The organism is Rahnella sp. RFA10(1/100) (assembly GCF_004195115.1).
GTDB lineage: Bacteria > Pseudomonadota > Gammaproteobacteria > Enterobacterales > Enterobacteriaceae > Rahnella > Rahnella perminowiae.
The window spans coordinates 14,366-38,575 of sequence record NZ_SEWR01000004.1 but is presented as its reverse complement, the minus strand read 5'-3'; the positions used below and the strand labels follow the sequence as shown (position 1 = coordinate 38,575).

Genomic DNA, 24,210 nt, shown 5'->3' with positions numbered 1-24,210 from the left:
ACGCGCCAGGCGCATGATCACGACTCTAGGAGGTTGCTGACAGGCTCACCTTTCCGCGAGTGCCAGTTCAGCGCGAACTATGGCAAAGATGCAAAGGTTTAAGCGAACAACCTCACAATTTGATAACAATCTTGTTTCGGTCATGCCAAACGGTCAGAAAAACACACATTACCGGTCTTAGAAAACCGCACTGAAATTGGGCATAAAGCTACGCAGGGTGCCGGATTGCAAAGGATTTAATAAGGAAGGGAATGTTTTGTTCAAAAGCGGCTGGCGGATCACAGTTTCAACCCGATGGACACTCCGGCGCCGACTAAGATATTACGATAATGTTAATAAGGAGTCGGAAATGACCGTGTTACGCAGTAGTGAGTATTTTCTCTCAGGAGATTTCCCGGTCGCTATTGAACCCCGTTATCCGCAGGAAACCTTTCCTGAACATCATCATCAGGATTTCAATGAAATTGTGCTGGTTGAGCATGGCACCGGCACGCACGTTTTTAATGATCAGCCGCTGATCCTGAGTTCGGGCAGTGTGTGTTTTGTACGCCACTGCGACCATCATCTCTATGAAGATACCGACCACCTGCATCTGACCAACGTGCTGTATCGCAGCCCGAATGCGTTTCGTTTTCTCAACGGCGTCGGTGATTTACTGCCGCAGGAAGTGGACGGGGTCTATCCTGCGCACTGGCGCATCAGTCCGAATCAGATAATCCAGGCTAAAATGCTGATTGATTTGCTGGCGCGATCCCCTGCTATGCAATCTCCGCAATCGCAGGCGCAGCAGGAATTATATTTTATGCAGCTGTTATTGTTACTGCGCAAAGGCAGCCGTGAGGTGGGTTATCGCGGGCAGGGCGGTGATCTGAACAATCTGCTGGACTGGTTGAATGAGCATTACAACGAGGACGTCGACTGGCCTGAACTGGCTGCGCGGTTCTCAATGTCGCTGCGCACCTTGCATCGCCAGATGAAACAGCAAACCGGCTGCACACCGCTCAATTACCTCAACCGCCTGCGTCTGCTCAATGCGCGTAACATGCTGCGTTTCAGCGACAGCCCGATAACCGAGATTGCGCACAACTGCGGTTTCTGTGATAGCAATTATTTCTCCACATTGTTTAAACGCGAATTTGGTTATGCCCCCCGAAGTGTGCGCCAGTAGCCCCGTAATTTGCAAAAATGTTATGTCAGTCAGTCCGACCATGACATTTTTGCCATTTCTCAAAATTAAATGGCAACCACGGAAAGGTAATGACTCCCCGGATAGAACAGGCTGTTAAAACTTCACAAAAAAGAGCTTTTTTATTAACAATTCGTTCATCACCTCTATCCGTATTTGGAGACGCTACATGAGCACAGTTCAGAAACGTATGTACATCAACGGCGAGTTCGTCGAAAACACGGGCGGTAAATGGATTGACGTTGTGAATCCGGCGACAGAACACGTGATTTCGCAGATCCCCGAAGGGTCGGCTGAAGATGCTAAAAAAGCCATTGATGCGGCCGAAGCGGCGCAACCGGGCTGGGAAGCCTTGCCTGCAGTAGAACGCGGCGTATGGCTGCATAAAATCGCCGACGGTATCCGTGAGCGCGAAGCCGAACTGACTGAAACCATTATTGCGGAGGGCGGTAAAACCTACGGCCTGGCGCAAACCGAAGTGCTGTTCACCGCCGATTATCTTGACTACATGGCGGAATGGGCCCGTCGCTATGAAGGGGAAATCATTCAGAGCGACCGGCCAAATGAAAACATCTTTGTGTTCCGCAAAGCCATCGGCGTGACCACCGGTATTTTGCCGTGGAACTTCCCGTTCTTCCTGATCGCCCGTAAAGCAGCACCGGCGCTGATCACGGGTAACACCATCGTGATCAAACCGAGTGAAATCACGCCAAACAATGCGGTGATCTTCGCGGAAATTATTCACAAAATTGGTCTGCCAAAAGGTGTGCTGAATATTGTCACCGGCTACGGTCCGACAGTCGGGCAGGAACTGGCGGCGAATCCGAAAGTCGGCATGGTCAGCCTGACCGGCAGCGTAGCAGCAGGCATCGCCACCATGACCGCAGCGGCGCAGAATGTCACCAAAGTCTCGCTGGAACTGGGCGGCAAAGCCCCGGCTATCGTAATGAATGACGCAGACTTGGATCTGGCGGTGAAAGCCATCGTCAGTTCGCGCGTCATCAATACCGGGCAGGTGTGTAACTGCGCGGAACGCGTTTACGTGCAGGAAGGGGTGTATGACGAATTTATTTCCCGCATCAGCGAAGCGATGAAGAAAGTCACCTTCGGCAATACCGCTGAGCAAAAAGAGCTGGATATGGGGCCATTGATCAGCGGTGCAGCATTGCAGCGTGTGGAAGAAAAAGTGGCGAAAGCCGTGTCACAGGGCGCAAAAGTATTGCTGGGTGGAAAGCGTCATGGTGATAAAGGTTTCTTCTATCAGCCGACAGTGCTGGTGGATGTAAAGCAGGATATGCCGATTATGCATGAAGAAGTGTTTGGCCCTGTACTGCCGGTTGCCACGTTCAAAACGCTGGATGAGGCGATTGCCATGGCAAACGACAGTGAATACGGGCTGACGTCATCGATTTACACCAGCAACATCAATACGGCGATGAAGGCGCTTAAGCAGCTGAAATTTGGCGAAACGTACATCAACCGCGAAAACTTCGAAGCCATGCAGGGCTTCCACGCGGGCTGGCGTAAGTCAGGTGTCGGTGGCGCCGACGGAAAACACGGTTTGCAGGAATATCTGCAAACACATGTTGCATACCTGCAGTTCCATTAATGAACACACTGTGGCCGGAGCAGGGTAACCTCTCTCTCCGGCTGGCTGACTTTCATCTGACAAGGAAACCCCGTGAGCCGCAATGATTTCCTGACCGGCATTCGTCAGCATAAATTTATGCAAACGCTGTTCCCGTCGCCCGCTGAAAAATCTACTCCGTCAGAAGATTTTGGACGTGCGCTGACCCTGATGGGGGGGATTTGGGATGACACTTTCCTGCGGACGTCGCCACACGGTTATATGACCCTCAACGCCTATCTGCGCGGGTTATATCCGGCAGATTCTCTGTTTTGTTCCGCTACGCCGGAGATTATCGCAGAGAGGAATCTTGACGCCCGGATGCAGGCCGCATCGCTGAAAGATGTCGATGTCGGCGTGGTCCGCGCCTGTTTTGGTGTCGCAGAAACCGGCGCTGTATTTCTCAGTGATCCGCAACTTTGTGTGAATTCCCTCAGTGCGATGGCTAAAAATCTGGTGGTGCTGCTCGACATTAATCACATCATCGAACACCTGCACCTTGCCCACCGCCAGCCGCAGCCATTCAACGCCCGCTACGCGATCCTGGTCACCGGCCCGGCGGCGATGGCCGACAGCGAAAGTGCGCTGATGCTCGGCGCGAAAGGTGTCAAAAGCCTGCGGGTGATCGCGATTTAAGTCAGAAAATCCACGGATCCTGCTGTACTCACCTCGCGTAAAATAACTCCTGTAAATAAAATAAATCCTATCTGATACAATGAGTAAACAGGTGCACAACGGGCGTGTCCTGACTTTTACGGCAAGTGAGTGCGTTAACCATGAGCGTGATACAGAGCCTTATCAAACAAGCATTTGGAACCGGTAACGGCAACGAAGCGGCCACTTTCCTGGCCAGCGCGTGCAACCGTATGAAGGCCATGGATAAAATGACCATTGCCCGTGAAGTAGAGAGCGCACTCAGAGGCGTCAGTTTCAGCCGCGCCGAGTCAGAGAAAACAAAAGTAAAAACTGTTTACAAAGACACCGCCGTCACGCTCGAAAAACTCCTTTCACTGGAAAAACAGGTCCGCAGCCTGACGCATGAACTGGCCGTTGCACGCAACCAAACACATGGCGGCAATACAGAAGACGTTGAGCGGATGAAAGGGGAATTATCACGTCTTAATACGCGAATCAGCGAACTGCTGCGCCAGGCCGATATACAGAAAAAGCAGCACGCCGATGAACTGACCTTGTTGCGCTCACGCCAGCGGGCGACTGGCAATTCCACCTCCGCAGAACTGGACGCCGCAAACCGGCTGATTGCTTATACCGGCAGTCAGATGGCTGCGATGGCGGCAGCGCGCGATACGCTGCAACAGCGTTTAAGCCAGCTGGAAACCGAGTCGGAACGCCAGATGCGTGAAGAAGAGGATAAACGCCACGCTGCTAACCGTCGTGCCGACGGGAATTACGCCCTGCTCGGGCAACAGAAAGAACTGACGGCTGAGGCGAACCGTAAAATCACACAGCTTCGTGCCAGCCTGAAACTCGAAGAGTATGAAGGGCAGAGTGCGAAAAACGAAAAGGCAAAACTGAAGAAGCAAATCGCGGAACTGGAAGAGGAAAACAGCTGTCTGGCCGAGCGTTTGCGTGACAACGAAGAAGACTGTGAGCGTCTCAGCGACGCGCTTGACCGGACAAATCAGGAATTTGCCGCCTACAAGGCGCAAAAGGAACGCCTGACCCGCTGGATCCACGTACCGGGTGCCATGATGGGAATTTCCGTCGTGGCACTGGTATTGTATTCAGATGCCCAACCCGGACATCTGTTTGACAGCCTCGCCCCCGCTGCATTTCTGGGCTGTGTGGTCTATGCCCTATCCCTGATGATCGCGTTTACCCGCAGGGCGTAGAGGAGCACGTTTCCTGCCTTTACTTCACCGCCCCTGTTGCCGCCTGCTCAATCAGTGCGGCCACTTCTTTTGGATGTGATTCATAAACCGAATGGCTGGCACCTGCGATTTCGACGGTGTGGCTGTGCGCGCGTTTGGCGTACATACGTTCTAAATCAGGATTAATGATCTTGTCGGACTTCGCCACCATGTACCAGCTTGGTTTCACTTTCCATGCCGGATCAGGAATGTTTGCCGTGAATACGCTGGCGGACGTCAGCATCTGTGCCTGCGCTTCAAATTCAGCCTGTTTGCGCGGCAGGTCTGCGGCGAAATCAGACGGGAAATTGGCCGGATTGATGTACAGGAAACCGTCTGGCGTTTTCACAAACGGATGCGCAGAGTTCGGGTATTTCTTGCCGTTAATCGCTTCCGTTTCACCGTTATCCAGCGCATGTGCTGCGATGTAAACCAGCCCCGCGACGTGCGGATCATTCCCTGCTTCCGTAATGATAGCGCCGCCGTAGCTGTGACCGACCAGGATCGCCGGACCGTTTTGCCTGTCCAGAATACGTTTGGTGGCGGCGACGTCATCCGGGAAAGACGTCAATGGCTCCTGCACCAGTGTCACTTTATAGCCGTCATGCGTCAGGATGTCGTACACCGGACGCCAGCCTGAACCGCCGACAAACGCGCCGTGAACCAGCACAATATTTTTCACCGGCGCAGCGTTGGCTGCCTGAGAACCGAACGCCGCTGTGGCGGCAAACAACAATGTTGAAACTAAACGTAAACGCATGGCATGACCTCTTTTACTGTGATCAGAAATGAAACTCAGTGTGTGAGGCCACTTTGAGCGCGGTGCTCTGACAGGGGAGTGACGTGCGGATGACAAAAACGTCATAAAGCCGCAGGCCCCGCAGGCGCTGTGAAAACGTTTCCCCGGCATTATTTGCGGGTATTTTAGGCGTGGCGGGAATTTTCCATTTTATATGTTTTGTAAAGAGGTCGGGTTTCATTATGCGAAACGGATCGTCTGAAAAAACGGCGATGAATATGTCGCCGTCTTAAAAGAATGGTCTATATTTATTCTGTAGCCTGCATTTTCGCGTGGGTTTCGAAAGACGAAGCGGAATTAGCCCACTGAAAGTCTTCTCTGATAAATACGTGTCTGGTGTCTTTTTCGTTTTTCACAGATATGATAATAATCAAGTGGTTATATATTATGTAATCGTTACCACCGGGGCGCGGATAAATAACAGGCGAGGGTAGGGCGATTTTTCGAATGAAAGCAGATTCTTATTTTTTGTGGTAATAAAAACGGGTACAGGCGAATAAAACCCCGTATTTTGCGCGGAGATGGAATGTGAAATCGGGCCCAGATGTACACTGCGTGCGGTATTTTGTTAAAAAGTTATATTTGTAAAGTTGCGTATGTACTAACAGGAAGAAAAAATCTATAGTGAGCCCCTTCACGGCTCTCAATCAGATTGGTCGATTTATGTCTACTTCTTATGTCCAAAATTGAGAGATGCGTCGTATTTTTTTGACTCAACCTTTTAACGTAAAACAAAAGAAATCATAAAGTGAACACCAAAACCTCTGCTTTTATCATCACGTTTCTGTCATTTTTTAACCCGGTATCTGTCAGTTATGCCCAGTCTTCGACGGCGTTACCGAAAGAGGATGCCGGTGACAGTTCCGGTTCATCAACACTGATGGTCATCAAGCGTGAAAGTACCGGGAAACTCTCCGAACTCGATACGCCGGCTGCGGTCAGCGTCATTGATGGCGACGATTTCAGAAACAGCAAAGCCCAGGTCAATCTTTCTGAAAGTCTCGGCAGCGTCCCCGGTTTACAGGTTCAAAACCGCCAGAACTATGCACAGGATTTGCAACTTTCTGTTCGCGGATTCGGTAGCCGTTCCATGTATGGCGTGCGCGGCGTGCGTATTTACGTTGATGGTATTCCGGCCACCATGCCGGACGGACAGGGGCAAACGTCTAATATTGATCTCAATTCCGTAGACCGCGTTGAAGTGTTGCGCGGGCCGTTTTCGGCACTGTATGGCAATTCTTCAGGCGGCGTGGTTAATGTCGATACCCAAACGGGTTCACAGCCTGCCAAACTGGAAGCGGGTACGTATTTCGGCAGCTATGGATCGTTTCGTAACAGCATTAAAGCCAGCGGCGCAACCGGAGACGGCACGCATGCCGGTGATGTGAATTATCTGATTTCCGGTTCCCGTTTCACCACTGACGGTTACCGCGACCACAGTGGTACGCAGAAAAATCTCGGCAATGGCAAACTGGGCGTGCGTATTGATGATGCCAGTACCCTGACGCTGATGTTTAACAGCGTGTCCGTAGATGCCAATGATCCGGGCGGCCTGACAGAATCTGAATGGCACGATGACCCGAAGCAGGCTAAACGCGCCGATCAGTACAATGCCCGTAAGAGTCTGGATCAGACCCAGGTCGGATTACGCTATCAGCGACAGATGAGCGAAAACGACGAGTTCAGCCTGATGACCTATCACGGCGAGCGTCACACAACGCAATACCAGACGATTCCTGCGGCATCGCAGAAAAATCCGCTGAACGCGGGCGGGGTGATTGTTCTAGAACGTAAATATTCGGGTGTGGATACCCGCTGGAAACATGACGATCAACTAGGTTCTGTGCCGTTCTCGGTCACCGGCGGTCTGGATTATGAAACCATGACTGAACGTCGTTTCGGTTATGAAAATTTCAACAGCGAAGGCGATCTGGGCGTAAAAGGTGACGAGCGTCGTAACGAAAAGAACGTCATGTGGAACCTCGATCCTTATCTGCAAACCACGTGGAACCTGACATCGCGCTGGACGCTGGATGCCGGTGCGCGTTACAGCACGGTCAGTTTCGACTCGCAGGATTATTACATTACCGGCCGCAATCCTGATGACAGCGGTTCGCGCCGTTATCATAAACTGCTGCCGATGGCGTCCCTGAACTATGCCGTAACGCCGGCACTGAACACCTATATTTCTGCCGGTCGTGGTTTTGAAACGCCGACCATTAATGAACTGTCTTACCGTAGTGACGGCCAGTCTGGCCTGAATCTGGGGCTGGAGCCTTCCACCAGTAACACCGTGGAGCTGGGCAGCAAATGGCGCGTGGGTAACGGTTTAGTGACCGCAGCCGTATTTCAGACTGATACCGATGATGAGCTGATTGTGGCAAAAAGTGTCGGTGGACGTTCGAGCTACACCAACGCGGGTAAGACCCGTCGCCGTGGTCTGGAATTGTCGTTAGATCAGCAAATTGAAGAGAACTGGCGCGTGAAAATGGCCTGGACGCTACTCGATGCGACCTTCCGCAACGAGACCTGTGGTGCGGGCGATTGCACACCCGCAGGCAACCGTCTGCCTGGAATTGCGCGCAACATGGGCTACGCTTCCCTTGAGTGGGCGCCGCCGGAAGGTTGGCATGCGGGTGCCGATGTGCGCTACATGAGCGACATCGAAGTGAACGACGAAAACAGTGAACAGGCACCGGCTTATACCGTCGCCAGCGTGAATGCGGGGTACCGCTTCAACTGGAGTAACGTGACGCTTGATCTGTTTACCCGCGTCGACAATCTGTTTGACAGAAATTATGTCGGTTCTGTGATCGTCAATGAAGGCAATGGGCGTTATTACGAACCTGCGCCTGGCAGGAATTACGGTGGCGGCGCTACGCTTTCTTATAGTTTCGAATAATTTACAGTCCGCAAGCGTTTTACGAACAGTAAGAACGTTCAGTCAGTAACAACACGAACCACGCAGTGTTGCCTGTTACCTGCAATTCCTGACGCAGGCAGCACCTGCAAGGAATGACACCCGGTGAGAACCGGATGTTCTTGAAGATTCAGGTCGTCCCTGAATCGACGATTATAAAAAATCAGTAAGGTCATCAACTATGGAAACGAAAGCCTCGTTATCACGCATCGTCGTCATAATTACCGCTTTGTTCGCCGCGTTAAGCGGGATTTATCTTCTTGTCGGCGGTATCTGGCTGGCAAAATTAGGGGGTTCTCTTTATTACATTATCGCCGGTGTTATTTCGCTGGTGACTGCGTGGCTGCTCTACCGCCGCCGCTCGTCTGCATTATTGCTCTATGCAATCTTCCTGTTCGGCACCACTGTCTGGGCTGTATGGGAAGTGGGCACCGATTTCTGGGCACTGACGCCGCGTCTGGACGTCACCTTCTTCCTGGGGCTGTGGATCCTGTTGCCTGTCGTATATAACCAGATGCTGGCGAAGAATGGCTTCGCCCGTGGCGCGCTGGCCGTTTCTCTGCTGTTCACGGTTATTGTGCTGGGTTACTCCATCTTCAACGACCCGCAGGTTATTAACGGCACCCTCAAAGCGGCGGATTCTGCTCCGGCAAAATCTGATTCCGGCATTCCGGATGGCGACTGGCCGGCGTATGGTCGTACTCAGGGCGGTACCCGTTACTCGCCACTGAGCCAGATCAATGATAAAAACGTCAGCAAGCTTGATGTAGCCTGGACTTTCCGTACCGGTGATCTGAAGACCCCGAACGATCCGGGCGAAATCACTGACGAAGTGACGCCAATCAAAATCGGCGACATGCTTTACCTGTGTACACCGCACCAGAAGCTGTTTGCTCTGGATGCCGCGACGGGTAAGGAGAAATGGAAGTTCGATCCTGAGCTGAAACCAAACCCAACCTTCCAGCACGTCACCTGTCGCGGTGTGTCTTACCATGAGACCACGCCAGCAGCAGAAGGTAACGCGACTAACGGCGCCGCGCCTGCTGTCTGTTCCCGTCGTATCATTCTGCCTGTCAACGATGGTCGTCTGTTCGCGCTGGATGCCGAAACCGGCGCACGTTGCCCGGCATTTGGTAACAATGGTGAACTGAACCTGCAAGGCAACATGCCTTATGCGACACCAGGCCACTATGAGCCAACTTCACCGCCAATCATCACCAAATCAGTGATTATCGTGGCCGGTGCGGTGACCGATAACTACTCAAACCGCGAGCCTTCCGGCGTGATCCGTGGCTTTGATGTTGAAACCGGTAAACTGCTGTGGGCTTTCGATCCGGGTGCTGCTGAACCGAATAAATTGCCGGCTGATGGCCAGCATTTCACACCAAACTCCCCGAACTCATGGGCACCTGCGGCTTATGATGACAAACTGGATCTGGTTTACCTGCCAATTGGCGTGGCAACGCCGGATATCTGGGGCGGTAACCGCACACCGGAGATGGAACGTTATGCGAGCGGCCTGCTGGCGCTGAATGCGACCACCGGTAAACTGGCCTGGTTCTATCAGACTGTTCACCACGACTTGTGGGATATGGATGTTCCGGCGCAGCCAACTCTGGCTGATATTACTGACAAGAACGGCAACAAAGTTCCTGCGATTTATGTCCCGACCAAAACCGGTAACATCTTCGTGCTGGACCGCCGTGACGGTAAACTGATTGTCGATGCCCCTGAGAAACCTGTTCCGCAAGGTGCAGCGAAAGGTGACCATGTGTCTCCGACTCAGCCATTCTCGAAACTGACCTTCCGTCCTGAAGCTAAGCTGACTGGCAAAGACATGTGGGGTGCGACGATCTACGACCAGCTGATGTGTCGTGTGATCTTCCACAAACTGCGTTATGAAGGCACCTTCACACCGCCATCCGAGCAGGGCACCCTGGTATTCCCGGGTAACCTCGGTATGTTCGAGTGGGGCGGTATTTCTGTGGATACAGATCGTCAGGTGGCTATCGCTAACCCGATTGCGTTGCCATTCGTGTCTAAACTGATCCCACGCGGTCCGGGCAACCCTATCGAGCCAGATGCGAACGATAAAGGCGGTTCCGGTACCGAGACGGGTATTCAGCCGCAGTACGGCGTGCCATTTGGCGTGACGCTGAATCCGTTCCTGTCTCCGCTGGGCTTCCCATGTAAACAGCCTGCATGGGGTTACATTTCCGGTGTTGACCTGAAAACCAACGATATCGTGTGGAAAAAACGTATCGGTACCGTGCGCGACAGCTCACCATTACCGCTGCCGTTCAAAATGGGTATGCCAATGCTGGGCGCACCGGTTTCTACCGCCGGTAACGTGTTCTTCATCGCGGCAACTGCAGACAACTACCTGCGCGCGTTCAACATGAGCAACGGTGACAAACTGTGGGAAGCACGTCTGCCAGCAGGCGGCCAGGCGACCCCGATGACTTACTCTGTGAATGGCAAACAGTACGTTGTTATCGCAGCAGGCGGTCACGGTTCGTTCGGCACCAAACTGGGCGATTACATCATCGCTTACGCACTGCCAGATGCTGACGCTAAGTAATCAGGTGTCATAAGATCTGAAATTTGAAAGGCCGCGAAAGCGGCCTTTTTTGTCACGACCGCGCGGGTAACTTTAGCCTTCACGCGATGATGTTCCTTACGTTTTCTTCAGGCACCCAGCCTGATTCCCCGGATTTTTTACATGCCCAGAACCAGCCATTGAGCTTTTTCTCCAGCGTGAGGATTTCCCCCGGAACAACCGATAATTCATATGCCGTATATTTTTCAGTGCAAATTGCCACCAGACGAGCTACAACGCCCGCAACCACCGTGCCGGATTTCCCGCGTAAACGCCTTTCACCGTGATGTCTTTCGTCACTACGCTTCCTGCACCAATCACTGTACCATCGCAGATTGTGACGCCCAGAATGGTCGCACCGCTGCCAATGGAAACATCGTTACCCACGTGAATTCTGGCCCATGAGTTTCGTTCCGCATCAGGCCTGCCGGTTTTAAACATATCATTAGCAAACATCACACCGTGGCCGATAAAGCAGTTTTCCCCGACAGTGACATATTCACAAATAAAGGTATGCGACTGGATTTTTGTCCCCCGTCCGATGCTGGTGTTGGCCTGAATTTCCACAAAGGGTCCGACAAAAACGTCGTCATGCAAAGTGCAGTCATACACATTAGCGGGTTCGTAAATCACCACATTCTGGCCTGCTTTTATATTACGGATTTGCACGTTGCGTGAGGCGTAATGCATTTTATTTCTCCTGTCTGAAGTTACCCGAACAATTTCGATGAATATTGCGGGTGATAGACCGATGAGTCTTTAGTTTTTAGATATTGGGAAGTATTGTTCATCATAAAATAGCAAGGAAAACGCGTTATGACAGGTATGGACCCTGGCCGCAGGATGAATAGCGGAGTGTTTTGCTGTTAATATCCAAATTATTTGAATAATAAAGGCTCTGGTAATGGAAATTAAAACAGTCTGTGATGCTGTTTCAGAAAGTGCCTGCGGGCTTTCAATGGGGGCCGTTTGGCAACATATCAGTGTCGAATGCGCGCACATTCCTGACAACGATGCCTTTCGGGTTGAGGTGTTTTTTACCTTGCTGGAAAGATTGATGAATGAAGGGGAAATCAGACTGGCTTGTAACGGTGAATTTCTTAGCGGAACCCATGCCTGGCAATTACAGCAGTTAAAAGACGCGTGGCCCCGGGAGAATTCAGAGGATGAATTTGACGATCTCGATGATACCGGTTACTGGTTTTTAGCCCGATCACCGGCAGGAATTGTCTGGATCATGCCCGATGGCAGGGAAATCTGGACATAGGTTTCGCTATTTCCGGCAGCTTGTCACTTGCGGATAATTGCGGCAAACCAGCATGAGTTTATCTTTCGGCTCGAAATCTCTGTCTAACATGCATTGCTGGATTTTTGCAGCCTGCATTAGCGTCGGCTCGAAAGGGCGGGAGCCCAGAGGTTCCGGGTAACCACATTCGTACATGACGCTGATGGCGAGGCGATCATTTTCAAGTTCATGTGAAAAATGCAACGAAGCGCCCGCTTTACGCCAGCTGATTCGCTGGGATTCTACGACGCCTGAACCCGGTTTAATCGGATAAAATCCTTTATCAGCAAGAAAAGGCAAAGCATCAAGTTGTTTCTGGCTGAGCGGATGTCCCTGTTGTTTTTCAATGCACGCCGGTGTGCTTTTGTGGACATCACAGATATGAAAATCATGCTTATAGGTAAAGCCTTTCCCCTCCATGCACTGGTAATACAGCACCGTTTCATTAGCGGTAAAATCAGGTTCCGGTCCCGGCAGCGGAACGCCACATTGTCCCATCGCAACACGCGCGTCATCTATGGTGCTGCCAGGGCGCTGCCACTGGGTTAAATCAGGTGGAGGCGGACAGCCGGTGAGCAGAAAAACCGAGGCGATCAGCGCAGATAACGAAACCAGAGAAGTGGTGCGGGGCATAAAAATCCTTTTTAATAATAATGTCATGGAATTCTTTAACTCCCTCTATGCGGCGGGAGTAGCAGGAGAAGGATAACTTTAGTTCAGTTTCAGGAAACAGACGCGTTTATATATATCCTGAAGTAAGGAGAAGACCGATGACCGTTGTTTTGGATGAAATTAAGGCACTGGAATGCAGTCTCCATGGTGTCCGGCGGAAAGACAAATTATGGCTGGAAAAGGTTTTGCATCCGGATTTCAGGGAAATCACGCGTTCGGGGGTGATGGTTGACCGGCAACAAACAGTGGCGGCGCTGACTGCTGAAACGCAGGATTTAAGGCTTGAAGCAGAGGGTTTTCAGCTACAGACGCTTAATGAAAGTTGTGTGATCCTGACGTATAAAACCTTTCTGAACAGAGGCAACGAAAACCGCCGTTACACGTTACGCGCATCTTGCTGGACGAATGCCGGAGGAACTGGCTGGCAGATGATTTTTCATCAGGGCACGCCAGCAGCTGAAACGCTGGCGTGCGGATAACGTTCACTAAGAAGCACAGCCCTCAGGCTTAAAGACCCGCGTGGTGGAGGCCGGATTATTTGCCAGTTTGTTCGCCGGTCTGCGCGGACGGGCAACCAGTTCTCCGCCGCAGTTGGGGCATATCCCGTGAAGTTTGTCTTCGGCACAGGATACACAGAATGTGCATTCGAATGAGCAAATCCTTGCGTCGGCGGAAGGCAGCAGGTCGGTGTTACAACACTCACAGTTAGGTCTCAGTTCCAGCATAGAATTTATCCTTCAACAGTATATTTACGTTCAGCCATTCTGCGGGTGACCGGCAGCATTTCGCAAGCGGCTGATGCTGATCACACTTGCCAGAACGGTTGCCATCACCGCCACCCATAAACTGACCTGTACTGCCTGGGCTTCCTGCAACACACTCCTGGCTGAATAAATTGTCAGGATAACGCCGACGCAGGCGGCACCGAGACACTGGCCGAAGGTGCGCATAATGGCCAGTACGCCGGAGGCATAACCGCTGTTTTCCCGCGACGCATTGGAAAGCATTTCACGGTTATTCGGGCTCTGGAAACAGCCGAAGCCCAGTCCGCAGATAAAGCTTCTCAGACCGATATCCCAGACCTGTGGATGTGCGGGGAGTTGCGCAAGTAACAATAACCCCACCGCAAATACTGCCAGACCCACAGTAGAAATAATGGCTGCGGGATAGCGGTCGGCGAGGCGTCCTGCATGCGGTGCCGCCAGAATGATCCCCAGCGGCCAGGGCGTGAAAAGCAATGCGGAAACAAAGGCGCTGTAACCGTACACGCTCTGGAACAGGAACGGCAGCGCGACAAAAGTAATCCCCTGGCTGACGAAAGAGGCCAAAGAGGTAAACGCCGCCAGCGTGAACCGTGCAGAGGCAAACATGCCGAGCGGCAGCAGCGGTTTCGGCGCGCGGCGCTGACGCCAGACAAAGGCCACGCCTGTGATGATCGCTGTCAGGCCATAGGTTATGGCGGTAGCAAGTTCGTCATTTCCCGGACGCGCAAAGGATTCAGCGGCCATAATCAGCGCGCCCAGGGCCACCGCCGATAAAATTGCACCCGCCGTATCAAACGGCTGTGGCGTGCCGGACGGATTTGATGGCACCACGCGCAGCGCAATAACGACGGCAATAATGCCGAGTGGGATATTAATGGCGAACAGCCATTGCCAGCTCATCGCGGAAAGTATTGTGCCGCCCAGAACCGGCGCGACGGCGGTGCTGGTGGCAATTATCAGGGCATTCAGCCCCAGTATTCGCCCGAGCAGACGGTTGGGGAACACGGAACGGAAAATCGCCGGGCCGATACTCAGTGTGGCTGCCGCACCGATGCCCTGAAGCACCCGCATGATAATCAGCATATCGGGGGATGTTGACAGCACACAGCCCAGAGAGGACAGGGTAAATACTGTCAGCCCGGCGGCAAACTGCCGGCGAAAGCCGATGTGGCTGGCCAGCGCGGCGAAGATTGCCAGCGTCATGGACGCCGACAGCAGATAACCGTTCGACACCCACACCGCTGCGCCTGCTGAAATATCCAGTGCCCGTGCGATTTGCGGCAGCGCGATGTTGACCATTGAGCCGTCGAATACTGCCATCGTTGCCATGATCATCACAGCGGCCATCGCGAATCCGCGTTCGCGGCCCGGTAATCCTTCATCGCCTGGTTTATCGGAAAATAATTCCATTACGCATTCGCCTTATTGATATTGAGTTTTGCAACTATACCGGCAGGTAATAAAGTGCGGAAGACGCAGCATCTGCATTAAATACCTGCACCAAACGCCTTCTCTCATTTTTATCGCTGCGCTAGTATGGCGGGATGAATGAACCCGATCTGAACTTACTTATTGCCCTCGATGTGCTCCTGACTGAAGGAAGTGTCGTCGGTGCTGCCCGCCGTTTGGGATTAAGTGCGTCGGCGATGAGCCGCACATTGAGCCGCCTGCGGGCTACCACCGGCGATCCACTGCTGGTGCGCGCCGGGCGAAATATGGTACTGACGCCTTATGCTGAAGAAATACGCCAGCGTACGCAAAATGCGGCCTTTGAGGCGCGCGCCCTGTTGCGGCCTTCTTCCGCTGATTTCAACGTATCCCGGCTTGAGCGTACTTTCCTGATCCGCTCCAACGATGGTTTTGTGGTGTCGTTTGGTGCCGCGATGATCAGCGCCGCTGCGCAGGCTGCCCCTTCCGTATGTTTACGATTTATGTCCAAACCGGAAAAAAACTCAAATGCATTGCGGGAAGGACGGGTCGATCTTGAGATCGGCGTTTTAGGCGAAATGGGGCCGGAAATTCTTTTACAGACGTTATTCCGCGACAGGTTTATGGGGGTGGTCAGAAAAGACCACCCGCTGGCAGCAGGGAAGGGGATTACCGCCCAGGCGTATGTGTCGTTCGGACACGTTGTCGTTTCACGCCGTAACAACACATTTGGCCCGGTAGATGACGCGCTGGCCGAGGTTGGCCTGACACGTAAAATTGCCGCTGTGGTGCCGGGTTTCTCCGCCGCTCTGGCGATTGCGCGAAATTCCGATCTGGTGGCGCTGATCCCCGCCTCATTTCTAATTTCCGAACCTGACGGGCTGTATGCTTTCGAGTTGCCGTTAAAAACCCGCGAAATCACCATTTCCCAGATGTGGCATCCCCGCTCAGATGTTGATCCGGCGCACCGCTGGCTGCGGCAACTGGTGCTGAGTGTATGCCGGGCGAGCATGAAAAAGGAATAAAAAATCTACCCTGCCAATGAACAGGATGCAGCCATGAATGCTCCGGTTTCCGTTAACAGAAGATTCCCGGATGAAATATCAGTTTTTTACAGCAGCCTTAATATCATTTTGGAAAGCCTCCCCTTTAGACAAAAGACTTTCCTTCATAAGGTCTTCGGCACTTTTTACTGCTACAAGCATGTAATAAGGGGGCGTGTCGGTGCATTTGAGTCGTGAAAAGGCGTATTCATAATTCCGGGGTATGGCCATTCTGTAATCACCTGGTCCCACAGTCATAAATAGAGCATCTGGCCTGCCTGGGATTATCATGTAATGTTTGTTGCAATAGAACGTTGTCCGCGAATCGAGAGGCATTGTTCTGTGGAATACATATTTCATGACAATGTTAGTGTTAACAGTATACGCAATGAAAAATATGTAACCGATACTAAAGCATGTCAGAAATATAGTGGATGTTTGTTGCTTCGGTACAATATACCTTCCAAAACGCTGCCGTTTTTCTTTGAGATTCAACGACATGAGAGGTAAAGTAATGAATACAAAAAGTGCGCTAAACATGAGGCTGTAGAGTAGGGCGGCGTAACCTAATACACTGACTTTATTGACTGTTTGCTCATAGGGTATATCACTTGTCTCCATCATTATACTTCTGGCCAGAAAATAACAATAGGTGGAAATCAATATCCAGGAAAATTTCAAAACGTTTGTGGAAAATTTTATGATTAATTTATATCTTTCGTCGAGATGTGATATCAGATAATAAAGTGAAAAGTACATGTTCAACAACGTCACGACACTGAGTGTCCCTATCGTTGTCGCGGATGCTGAATGCCAAAATTTTATTACGACGCAAGTGATGAAAAAAAAGCACATTGAGCTGAGGCTCAATAAACTGATTGTTTCATTTTGAGTATAGAAAAACCTGGCCTTCCGTGGCTGTTTTTTAACAAACTTTCTGGTAAATAACGCCCGGATCTTAGGTCCTGAAATTTTTTCCCAAAAAAGATAAGCTAAACAAGCCAGAACACCTGTTATTGCAATGATATTGAATAAATAATTATTTTTCGGTGTTATGACTAAAACAGAAAGATAAATAAGAATGACTTGCAAACGAAAAGCTAAAGTTAAAAGCGATTCTTTGGATTTTTGCATTGAACGGATTAACTCCCTCTATAGTTTGTGCCGGGTTAAGGTTTACGGCAGAATTTGCTAAATTCAATCGTTCAGCGGCGGTTTTGACCGCTATCAACCGGCTACCTCAGGTTCGGGTAACCGGCCGTGAGCAGATGCCGGGAAATATCATAAATTCAGAGGTTATTGCCCTTCCAGATAATGCTTTAGTGTCATGCGTAAATCAGGGGTGAGTTCTTTGATGTTATTCAGCATCCAGCGCAAATACATCGGGTCGTCTTCGGCGATTTCGGCAATTTTCCTGCCGCGATATTTGCCGAACATCATGGTGCTGACTAAAGCAGGGCGCCCGGTAATGGTCACCATTTCTTCCGGTGTCCAGCCTGATTCATCCATGATGCGGATAAGTAACGCGGCGGTGATGTAGCAGTCAAACAGCGCGCGGTGATGATGCAGATCCGCAGGCGTTGCCACTTGCAACTTGAGAGATTTGTAGAGCGCCATGTTGCTGTATTTAATTCCCGGCCATAAACGGCGCGCCAGTTTCACGGTGCAGATCCAGTCGCCCTGCATTTCAGGCAACATGCGTTGGTCAAAACTGGCGTTGTGGGCCACATAATATTGGCTGCCGTGATAACGTGGAATGATCTCCTCAATCCACGGTTTATCGGCCACCATGGCCTCGGTAATTTTGTGGATGGCCATCGCCTGATGGCTGATAGGACGGTCGGGCCTCACCAGATCACTCATCGGGTTGACGATTTTTCCGTCTTCAATATCGACCGAGGCCACCTCCACGACGCCGCCTTGTAATCCACAAGTTTCGGTATCAATAACGCGCAACATATCCCACTCCGGCTGTTCACCAAGCACTTTCTAAAAACACTAGCCTAACGGATTGGCTTCATTGTGCCCACTTTTCTCCTCACAAAGTGAAGACCGGGATATTCCCCTACACCCCATCCGACTATTTCCTGTACAGATCACATTTTACCTTACTTTCGTGAAAATGCTCACAGTCTCCCGTGCATATGCCCAAACTTACCCGGAAATTTTCGGCTTTTAGCCGTGGAAATGCGTCCGTAAAGTGGCTAACTTCGATAATGAAACACCATTTTATTATTGTTGGATTGCGATTTTAAAGCAGGGTGAGTGCGCTCACGCTGCTCAATGAACGCGCAATAACGGAGCGCTCGGAAGAGCGTCAACTCTCTCAGTAATGGCAGGTATCGCTGTGAAAATAAGTTCTGTTGAAGTCTCTGTTTTTACTTATCCGACCCGTCGCGTTTCTGACAGTGCGGGTCATTCTCATCCGGGTGAAGAAAGTCAGGCGAAAATGGCCATGTTAACGATCACCACTGACGAAGGCGATTGTGGGTATTCGTTCGCGCCGCCGGAAGTGGTGCGTCCGCACGTGGTGAATGCCTTTTTCAGAAAAGTGCTGGTGGGTCAGAACCCGTTCGACCGCGAACGGCTCTGGCAAGATCTGGTGCACTGGCAGCGCGGCAGTGCACATCAGCTGACCGAGCGGGCGCTGTCGTTTGTCGAGCAGGCGTTGTGGGATCTTATCGGTCGCAAACTGAATATGCCGGTGCATAAACTGCTGGGCGGATTCCGCGAAAAAGTCCCGGCGTACGGCAGTACTATGTGTGGCGATGAACTGAAGGGCGGGCTGTCGACGCCGGATGAATTCGGGCAGTTTGCCGAAAAACTGGTGGCGCGCGGTTATCAGGCCATCAAACTGCACACCTGGATGCCGCCGGTGGCGTTTGCACCGGATCCGAAAATGGACATCAAAGCCTGCGCCGCCGTGCGTGAGGCGGTCGGGCCGGATATCGAACTGATGCTCGACGGTTACCATTGGTACAGTCGCAGTCAGGCGCTGACCATCGGTAAGGCGCTGGAAAAACTCAACTTCGCGTGGTTCGAAGAGCCGATGGAAGAAGAGAGCATGGCGTCCTACGCGTGGCTTGCAGAAAATCTGTCTATTGATGTGATCGGGCCGGAAAGTCTGGGTGGTAAGCATCACAGCCGTGCGGACTGGGTGAAAGCCGGTGCCTGCGACATCTTACGTGCCGGTGCCAACGGCGTCGGTGGCATATCGCCGTGCATGAAAGTCGCCAGTCTGGCGGAAGCGTTCGGTATGGATTGCGAAGTGCACGGCAACGGCGCAGCCAGTCTGGCGGTGGTCGGTGCCATCCGTAACTGTCGCTGGTACGAACGCGGTCTGCTGCACCCGTTCCTGGAGTACGACGAACCGGCAGCGTATCTCAACAGCATTGTTGATCCGATGGATGAACAGGGCTTTGTGCATCTTTCTGATCGCCCCGGCCTCGGGGAGGACATTAATTTTGATTACATAGAAACCCATACCGTCAGCCGCGACTGACCTGCGGGCAGAAAAAATAATAAACCTCTGACTCTACCCGGAAGGTACATCATGAACTCTGGCAAACCGTGGGGCGCGTGGCTTTTCGCGCTCCTGCTGATGACGTCTGGCTGGACGGCGCAGGCAAAAACGCCGCCCGACCAACTGATCATCGGCATGAACATGAATAACCTGTTAACGCTCGATCCGGCTGCGATGACCGGCAATGACATTGTCGGCATCGTGGTCAATCTCTACGACCCGTTGATTGAGCTTGATCCGCAAGAACTCACCAACGTACGACCGGCGCTGGCGACCTCGTGGGAGGTCAACGACGCCCGCAACCTCATCACGTTTCATCTGCGCGATGGAGTGAAATTCCACTCCGGCAATCCGGTCACCGCGAACGATGTGGTGTGGTCGATGCGCCGCATTTTGCATCTCAATCTGGCACAGGCCTCGGTGTGGAAATCCTACGGCTTCAGTAAAAAGAATGTCGATGAGATGGTGCGTTCGCCGTCTCCCGGTGTCGTCGAAATTCAGTTACCTAAACCCAATGACCCGAAACTGGTGATTTACTCACTGGCGGCGCTCGGCAGCGTGGTAGCGCTGGACAGCAAAACCGTGCAGGCGCATGAAGTGAACGGCGACTGGGGCAACCGCTGGCTGACCACTAACGAAGCCGGTTCCGGCCCGTTCCGCCTCGATAACTGGCAGGCAAAAGACGTGCTGAACATGAGCCGTAATCCGCACTACTGGCGCGGTGAACCGAAACTGTCGCGTGTGGTATTCCGTCATTTTCAGGAATCCCAAACCCTGCGCCTGATGATTGAAAAAGGCGATCTGGATATTGCCAATAACATGGCGGTATCCGATGTGAAAGCGCTGAGCCACGACCCGGCCATGCAGGTCGATCAGGTGAAAAAAGGCACTATTTATTACGTGGCGATGAGCATGAAAGAGCCGCATTTCGCTAACCCGAAAGTGCGCGAAGCGGTGCGCTATCTGATTGATTATCAGGGTATCGGCAAGGCGCTGATGAACGGTTATGGCATTGTGCATCAGCGTCCGATTCAGGTCGGTATGCCTGCAACACTGCCGGATCCGGGCTATACGCTGGATATCCCGCGCGCCAAAACCTTGCTGGCGGAAGCCGGTTATCCTGACGGTTTTGACACCACGCTGCGGGTGCTGGCCGATCAGCCGTTCCTTAATATCGCGATTGCGGTGCAGTCTACGCTGATGCAGGCGGGGATCCGCGCCAAAATCGTTACCGGGACCGGCAACCAGATTTACGGCGCGATGCGTGAGCGCAAGTTCGACATGCTGGTCGGGCGCGGCGGCAGCGGCGTGGAACCGCATCCGCATTCCAGCCTGCGTGCGCTGGTCTACAACCCGGATAACAATGATGCCGCGCGGCTGACCAATTTTCAGGGCTGGCGCACCGGTTTCTATGACAAACAGCTGAATACGGATATCGATCAGGCGCTGCTTGAACGTGACCCTGAGAAACAGAAACAGGATTACTTCGCCATTCAGGAACGTTACGACGCGCTGATCCCGGCGCTGGTGCCGCTCTCACAGATGGTCGACTCCATCGTGGTGCGCAGGGACGTGAAAAACTATCTGCCCCATCCTTCCGCGACCACGTTCCTGCGTGACGTTTATAAAGACAATGCCACCGATGTTCCGCCAGCCGGAGGTAAAAAGTTATGACCATGCAAATTCCTGCTCCTGTTTCAAAGCCAACGGTGCGGATGACCTTTCCCGCCGGACGCATCGGTAAGCGGCTGGTGCAGGTGGCAGTCACGTTGTTCGGCCTGCTGCTGCTGACGTTTTTTATTGGTCGCGTAATGCCAGTGGATCCGGTACTGGCAATTGTCGGACCGGACGCTGACCACAGTACCTATCAGCAGGTTTATCATCAGCTTGGTTTTGATAAACCGTTATGGACGCAGTTCGGCATTTACCTTTCCGGGCTGGCGCACGGTGATTTAGGGAATGCGCTACTGACCGGTAAACCCGTGACCCAGGACATTCTGCGGGTCTTCCCGGCCACCATGGAACTGGCGACGCTGGCGATCCTTCTCGGCGCGGGTGTGGGTATTCCGCTCGGTGTGCTGGCGGCGGCAAAACGTAACAGCCTCGCGGATTATGGGGTGCGTATCATCAGTCTGGCCGGTTATTCCACCCCGATATTCTGGGTCGGCATGATGGGCTTACTGGTGTTTTACGCCTGGCTGGGCTGGGTCGGCGGTGCCGGACGGGTAGATTTCAGCCTTGACGGACAGGTCACGCGCCACAGCGGCTTTATGCTGATCGACGCGCTGATCGCCGGAAACTGGGAAGTGTTTCGCAACGCGCTCAATCACCTGATTCTGCCGGCGTCACTGCTCGGTTTTCACTCGTTAGCCTACATCAGCCGCATGACCCGTAGCTTTATGCTGGCGCAGCTTTCGCAGGAATTCATTATCACCGCCCGTGTGAAAGGACTGAGCGAATGGCATGTGCTGTGGAACCATGCGTTTCGCAACATCCTGGTTCAGCTGTTAACCGTGGTTGCGCTGGCATACGGCTCGCTGCTCGAAGGCGCAGTGCTGATCGAAACCGTGTTCTCCTGGCCAGGTTTTGGTTCGTATCTCACCAGCAGCCTGATGCTGGGCGACATGAATGCGGTGATGGGTTGCGTACTGGTGGTGGGCATGATTTTCGTGGTGCTGAATTTGCTCTCCGACCTGCTATATCAGGTCTTTGATCCGAGGACAAAAGTATGACGATTTCCCTCGATTCCGTCACGCTCAGCGCGGGCGACGAAAAACGCCAGCGTGTGAAACGGACGCTTGGCCGCGCAGGCCATTTCCTGTGGCAGATGGCGCGTAATCCGCTGACTGCTATCGGTGGTGCGATAATACTGATGCTGATGATTGTGGCGGTTTTCGCACCGTGGATTGTATCGTTTCATCCGCTGGTACAGGATTTAAACAATGCGCTCAGCCCGCCGTCGGCGGTGCACTGGTTTGGCACAGATGAGTTTGGTCGCGATATCTTCAGCCGTCTGGTGTATGGCTCGCGCATCACGCTGTATATCGTGCTGCTGGTGTCGGTCACCGTCGGGCCGCTTGGTTTGCTGCTGGGCGTCACCGCCGGGTATTTTGGTGGCAAAACCGACATGGTACTGATGCGCGTTACCGACATCTTTATCTCCTTTCCGAGTCTGGTACTGGCACTGGCGTTTGTCGCCGCCCTCGGGCCGGGGCTGGAACATGTGGTGATCGCCATTACGCTTACCGCCTGGCCGCCGATTGCCCGTCTGGCGCGAGCCGAAACGCTCTCTCTTCGGCAAGCCGATTTTATTTCGGCGGTGCGTTTGCAGGGCGCGAGCCCGGTGCGGGTGTTGTGGCGTCACATTGTGCCGCTGTGCCTGCCGTCTGTGATTATCCGTATCACTATGAATATGGCGGGGATTATCCTGACCGCTGCGGGTCTGGGCTTCCTCGGCCTCGGTGCACAGCCGCCGGATCCGGAGTGGGGCGCTATGATTTCCAGTGGCCGTGCTTACATGATGGAGTGCTGGTGGGTAGCGACGATCCCCGGTCTGGCGATCCTGATTAACAGCCTGGCGTTCAACTTTTTAGGAGATGGCTTACGTGACATTCTCGATCCCCGAAATGACTGACGCTCCGGCGTTACTCGACGTGCAGGACCTGCACGTCAGCTTTGTGAATGGCCGTCAGATCACGCAGGCGGTACGCGGTGTTTCCTTCCAGCTCGGGCGCGAAAAACTGGCGATTGTCGGTGAATCCGGCTCGGGTAAATCCACCATTGGTCGTGCGTTGCTGCATCTGCATCCGTCTAAAGCCCGTATTACCGCCAATAAAATGCAGTTTGCCGATGTGGATTTACTGCACGCCAGCCCGTCGCAGATGCGGCAGGTACGCGGCAAGCGGATTTCAATGATTATGCAGGATCCGAAATACTCGCTGAATCCAGTGTTGCGCGTGGGTGACCAGATTGCCGAGGCGTGGCGTTCGCACCACAAATGCTCCTATAACGATGCCAAAAACAAAGTACTGAACATGCTCGACGTGGTGCGTATCCGCGACCCGGAACGCGTGTACGGCTTGTATCCGCACGAGATTTCCGGCGGTCAGGGACAACGTATCATGATCGCGATGATACTGATCACAGACCCTGAAATGGTGATTGCCGATGAACCGACCTCGGCGCTTGATGTCTCCGTGCGTTTACAGGTGCTGGCGCTGCTTGATGACCTGGTGAATACCCGGGGGCTGGGACTGATATTTATCAGTCATGATATCAATCTGGTGCGCAGTTTCTGCGACCGCGTGCTGGTGATGTATGCCGGACGTATTGTCGAATCCATTGCCGCCACCGATCTGGATAACGCGCAGCATCCGTACACCCGTGGCCTGCTTGACGCGCTGCCGGACATGGATAACCGCCGTTACCCGCTGCCGGTGATGCAGCGTCAGGCCAGCTGGCTGACCGATTAAGGAGCACCAATGCAACAGAAA

At 52.7% G+C, this 24,210-nt stretch carries 22 protein-coding genes; 14 read left to right on the top strand and 8 right to left on the bottom strand.

What is annotated here, in order from left to right; translation table 11 throughout:
- Window positions 1–349 precede the first annotated feature (349 nt).
- The 4 genes from rhaS to ETV65_RS13580 all read left to right on the top strand — a co-directional run bounded on the left by rhaS (window position 350) and on the right by ETV65_RS13580 (window position 4,666).
- The gene (gene rhaS / locus ETV65_RS13595) at window positions 350–1,168 is read left to right on the top strand and encodes an HTH-type transcriptional activator RhaS (RefSeq protein ID WP_129953362.1); all 819 of its coding nucleotides are present in this window, start codon (window positions 350–352) and stop codon (window positions 1,166–1,168) included.
- Between the two features lie 187 nt (window positions 1,169–1,355).
- Window positions 1,356–2,795, top strand: coding sequence for an aldehyde dehydrogenase (gene aldA / locus ETV65_RS13590; RefSeq protein ID WP_129953361.1), 1,440 nt, complete (start codon window positions 1,356–1,358; stop codon window positions 2,793–2,795).
- A gap of 72 nt (window positions 2,796–2,867) precedes the next feature.
- A complete protein-coding gene (locus ETV65_RS13585; protein WP_129953360.1) occupies window positions 2,868–3,449 on the top strand; it encodes an LUD domain-containing protein in 582 nt (193 codons plus the stop codon).
- Between the two features lie 140 nt (window positions 3,450–3,589).
- Window positions 3,590–4,666, top strand: a complete 1,077-nt coding sequence (locus tag ETV65_RS13580; protein ID WP_129953359.1) for a hypothetical protein — start codon at window positions 3,590–3,592, stop codon at window positions 4,664–4,666.
- A 19-nt stretch (window positions 4,667–4,685) separates the two neighbouring features.
- Here the strand turns inward: ETV65_RS13580 and ETV65_RS13575 are convergent, their stop codons facing one another.
- On the bottom strand, window positions 4,686–5,444 hold the full coding sequence (locus ETV65_RS13575; protein ID WP_129953358.1) for an alpha/beta hydrolase: 759 nt from the start codon (window positions 5,442–5,444) through the stop codon (window positions 4,686–4,688).
- A 787-nt stretch (window positions 5,445–6,231) separates the two neighbouring features.
- Between ETV65_RS13575 and pqqU the strand changes: the two genes are divergently transcribed.
- Both pqqU and ETV65_RS13565 read left to right on the top strand, forming a co-directional pair.
- Entirely contained in the window at window positions 6,232–8,385 is a 2,154-nt protein-coding gene (gene pqqU, locus ETV65_RS13570; protein WP_129953357.1) for a TonB-dependent receptor PqqU, read from the top strand.
- 199 nt (window positions 8,386–8,584) lie between these two features.
- Window positions 8,585–10,984 carry a glucose/quinate/shikimate family membrane-bound PQQ-dependent dehydrogenase gene (locus tag ETV65_RS13565; protein WP_129953356.1) on the top strand — a complete coding sequence of 800 codons (2,400 nt, stop codon included), beginning with the start codon at window positions 8,585–8,587 and terminating at the stop codon, window positions 10,982–10,984.
- 79 nt (window positions 10,985–11,063) lie between these two features.
- Here the strand turns inward: ETV65_RS13565 and ETV65_RS13560 are convergent, their stop codons facing one another.
- Window positions 11,064–11,225: an SH3 domain-containing protein gene (locus ETV65_RS13560; RefSeq protein ID WP_240782853.1), complete on the bottom strand. Its 162-nt coding sequence runs from the start codon at window positions 11,223–11,225 to the stop codon at window positions 11,064–11,066.
- Between the two features lie 8 nt (window positions 11,226–11,233).
- On the bottom strand, window positions 11,234–11,692 hold the full coding sequence (locus ETV65_RS13555) for an acyltransferase (protein ID WP_129953355.1): 459 nt from the start codon (window positions 11,690–11,692) through the stop codon (window positions 11,234–11,236).
- 214 nt (window positions 11,693–11,906) lie between these two features.
- Here ETV65_RS13555 and ETV65_RS13550 point away from each other — a divergent pair, with 214 nt between their 5' ends.
- Window positions 11,907–12,269: a DUF596 domain-containing protein gene (locus tag ETV65_RS13550; protein ID WP_129953354.1), complete on the top strand. Its 363-nt coding sequence runs from the start codon at window positions 11,907–11,909 to the stop codon at window positions 12,267–12,269.
- Between the two features lie 6 nt (window positions 12,270–12,275).
- Here the strand turns inward: ETV65_RS13550 and ETV65_RS13545 are convergent, their stop codons facing one another.
- Entirely contained in the window at window positions 12,276–12,920 is a 645-nt protein-coding gene (locus tag ETV65_RS13545) for a hypothetical protein (protein ID WP_129953353.1), read from the bottom strand.
- A gap of 137 nt (window positions 12,921–13,057) precedes the next feature.
- Between ETV65_RS13545 and ETV65_RS13540 the strand changes: the two genes are divergently transcribed.
- Entirely contained in the window at window positions 13,058–13,438 is a 381-nt protein-coding gene (locus tag ETV65_RS13540; protein ID WP_129953352.1) for a DUF4440 domain-containing protein, read from the top strand.
- Between the two features lie 6 nt (window positions 13,439–13,444).
- On the opposite strand, the gene ETV65_RS13535 is transcribed toward ETV65_RS13540, so the two are convergent.
- Together ETV65_RS13535 and ETV65_RS13530 are read right to left on the bottom strand one after the other, a co-directional pair.
- A complete protein-coding gene (locus tag ETV65_RS13535) occupies window positions 13,445–13,684 on the bottom strand; it encodes a DUF1272 domain-containing protein (RefSeq protein ID WP_129953351.1) in 240 nt (79 codons plus the stop codon).
- A gap of 30 nt (window positions 13,685–13,714) precedes the next feature.
- Window positions 13,715–15,133, bottom strand: a complete 1,419-nt coding sequence (locus tag ETV65_RS13530; RefSeq protein ID WP_129953350.1) for an MFS transporter — start codon at window positions 15,131–15,133, stop codon at window positions 13,715–13,717.
- A gap of 134 nt (window positions 15,134–15,267) precedes the next feature.
- Between ETV65_RS13530 and ETV65_RS13525 the strand changes: the two genes are divergently transcribed.
- Complete coding sequence (locus ETV65_RS13525; RefSeq protein ID WP_129953349.1) at window positions 15,268–16,176, top strand: LysR family transcriptional regulator; 909 nt, start codon at window positions 15,268–15,270, stop codon at window positions 16,174–16,176.
- A 78-nt stretch (window positions 16,177–16,254) separates the two neighbouring features.
- On the opposite strand, the gene ETV65_RS13520 is transcribed toward ETV65_RS13525, so the two are convergent.
- The gene (locus ETV65_RS13520; RefSeq protein WP_129953348.1) at window positions 16,255–17,328 is read right to left on the bottom strand and encodes a hypothetical protein; all 1,074 of its coding nucleotides are present in this window, start codon (window positions 17,326–17,328) and stop codon (window positions 16,255–16,257) included.
- 162 nt (window positions 17,329–17,490) lie between these two features.
- Entirely contained in the window at window positions 17,491–18,153 is a 663-nt protein-coding gene (gene exoX, locus ETV65_RS13515) for an exodeoxyribonuclease X (RefSeq protein WP_129953347.1), read from the bottom strand.
- Window positions 18,154–18,541: 388 nt separating this feature from the next.
- Between exoX and ETV65_RS13510 the strand changes: the two genes are divergently transcribed.
- The 5 genes from ETV65_RS13510 (at window position 18,542) to ETV65_RS13490 (ending at window position 24,189) form a co-directional block, all read left to right on the top strand.
- Window positions 18,542–19,696 (top strand): mandelate racemase family protein, encoded by a 1,155-nt coding sequence (locus tag ETV65_RS13510; protein WP_129953346.1) that lies wholly within the window; start codon window positions 18,542–18,544, stop codon window positions 19,694–19,696.
- Between the two features lie 99 nt (window positions 19,697–19,795).
- Window positions 19,796–21,391 (top strand): ABC transporter substrate-binding protein, encoded by a 1,596-nt coding sequence (locus ETV65_RS13505; RefSeq protein WP_129953730.1) that lies wholly within the window; start codon window positions 19,796–19,798, stop codon window positions 21,389–21,391.
- A gap of 41 nt (window positions 21,392–21,432) precedes the next feature.
- Window positions 21,433–22,449, top strand: coding sequence for an ABC transporter permease (locus ETV65_RS13500; protein ID WP_129953729.1), 1,017 nt, complete (start codon window positions 21,433–21,435; stop codon window positions 22,447–22,449).
- Window positions 22,446–23,351, top strand: coding sequence for an ABC transporter permease (locus ETV65_RS13495; RefSeq protein WP_129953345.1), 906 nt, complete (start codon window positions 22,446–22,448; stop codon window positions 23,349–23,351). Before ETV65_RS13500 ends, ETV65_RS13495 begins: the two co-directional genes overlap by 4 nt.
- Entirely contained in the window at window positions 23,323–24,189 is an 867-nt protein-coding gene (locus tag ETV65_RS13490; RefSeq protein ID WP_129953728.1) for an ABC transporter ATP-binding protein, read from the top strand. The genes ETV65_RS13495 and ETV65_RS13490 overlap by 29 nt, the downstream gene beginning before the upstream one ends.
- Window positions 24,190–24,210: the final 21 nt, after the last annotated feature.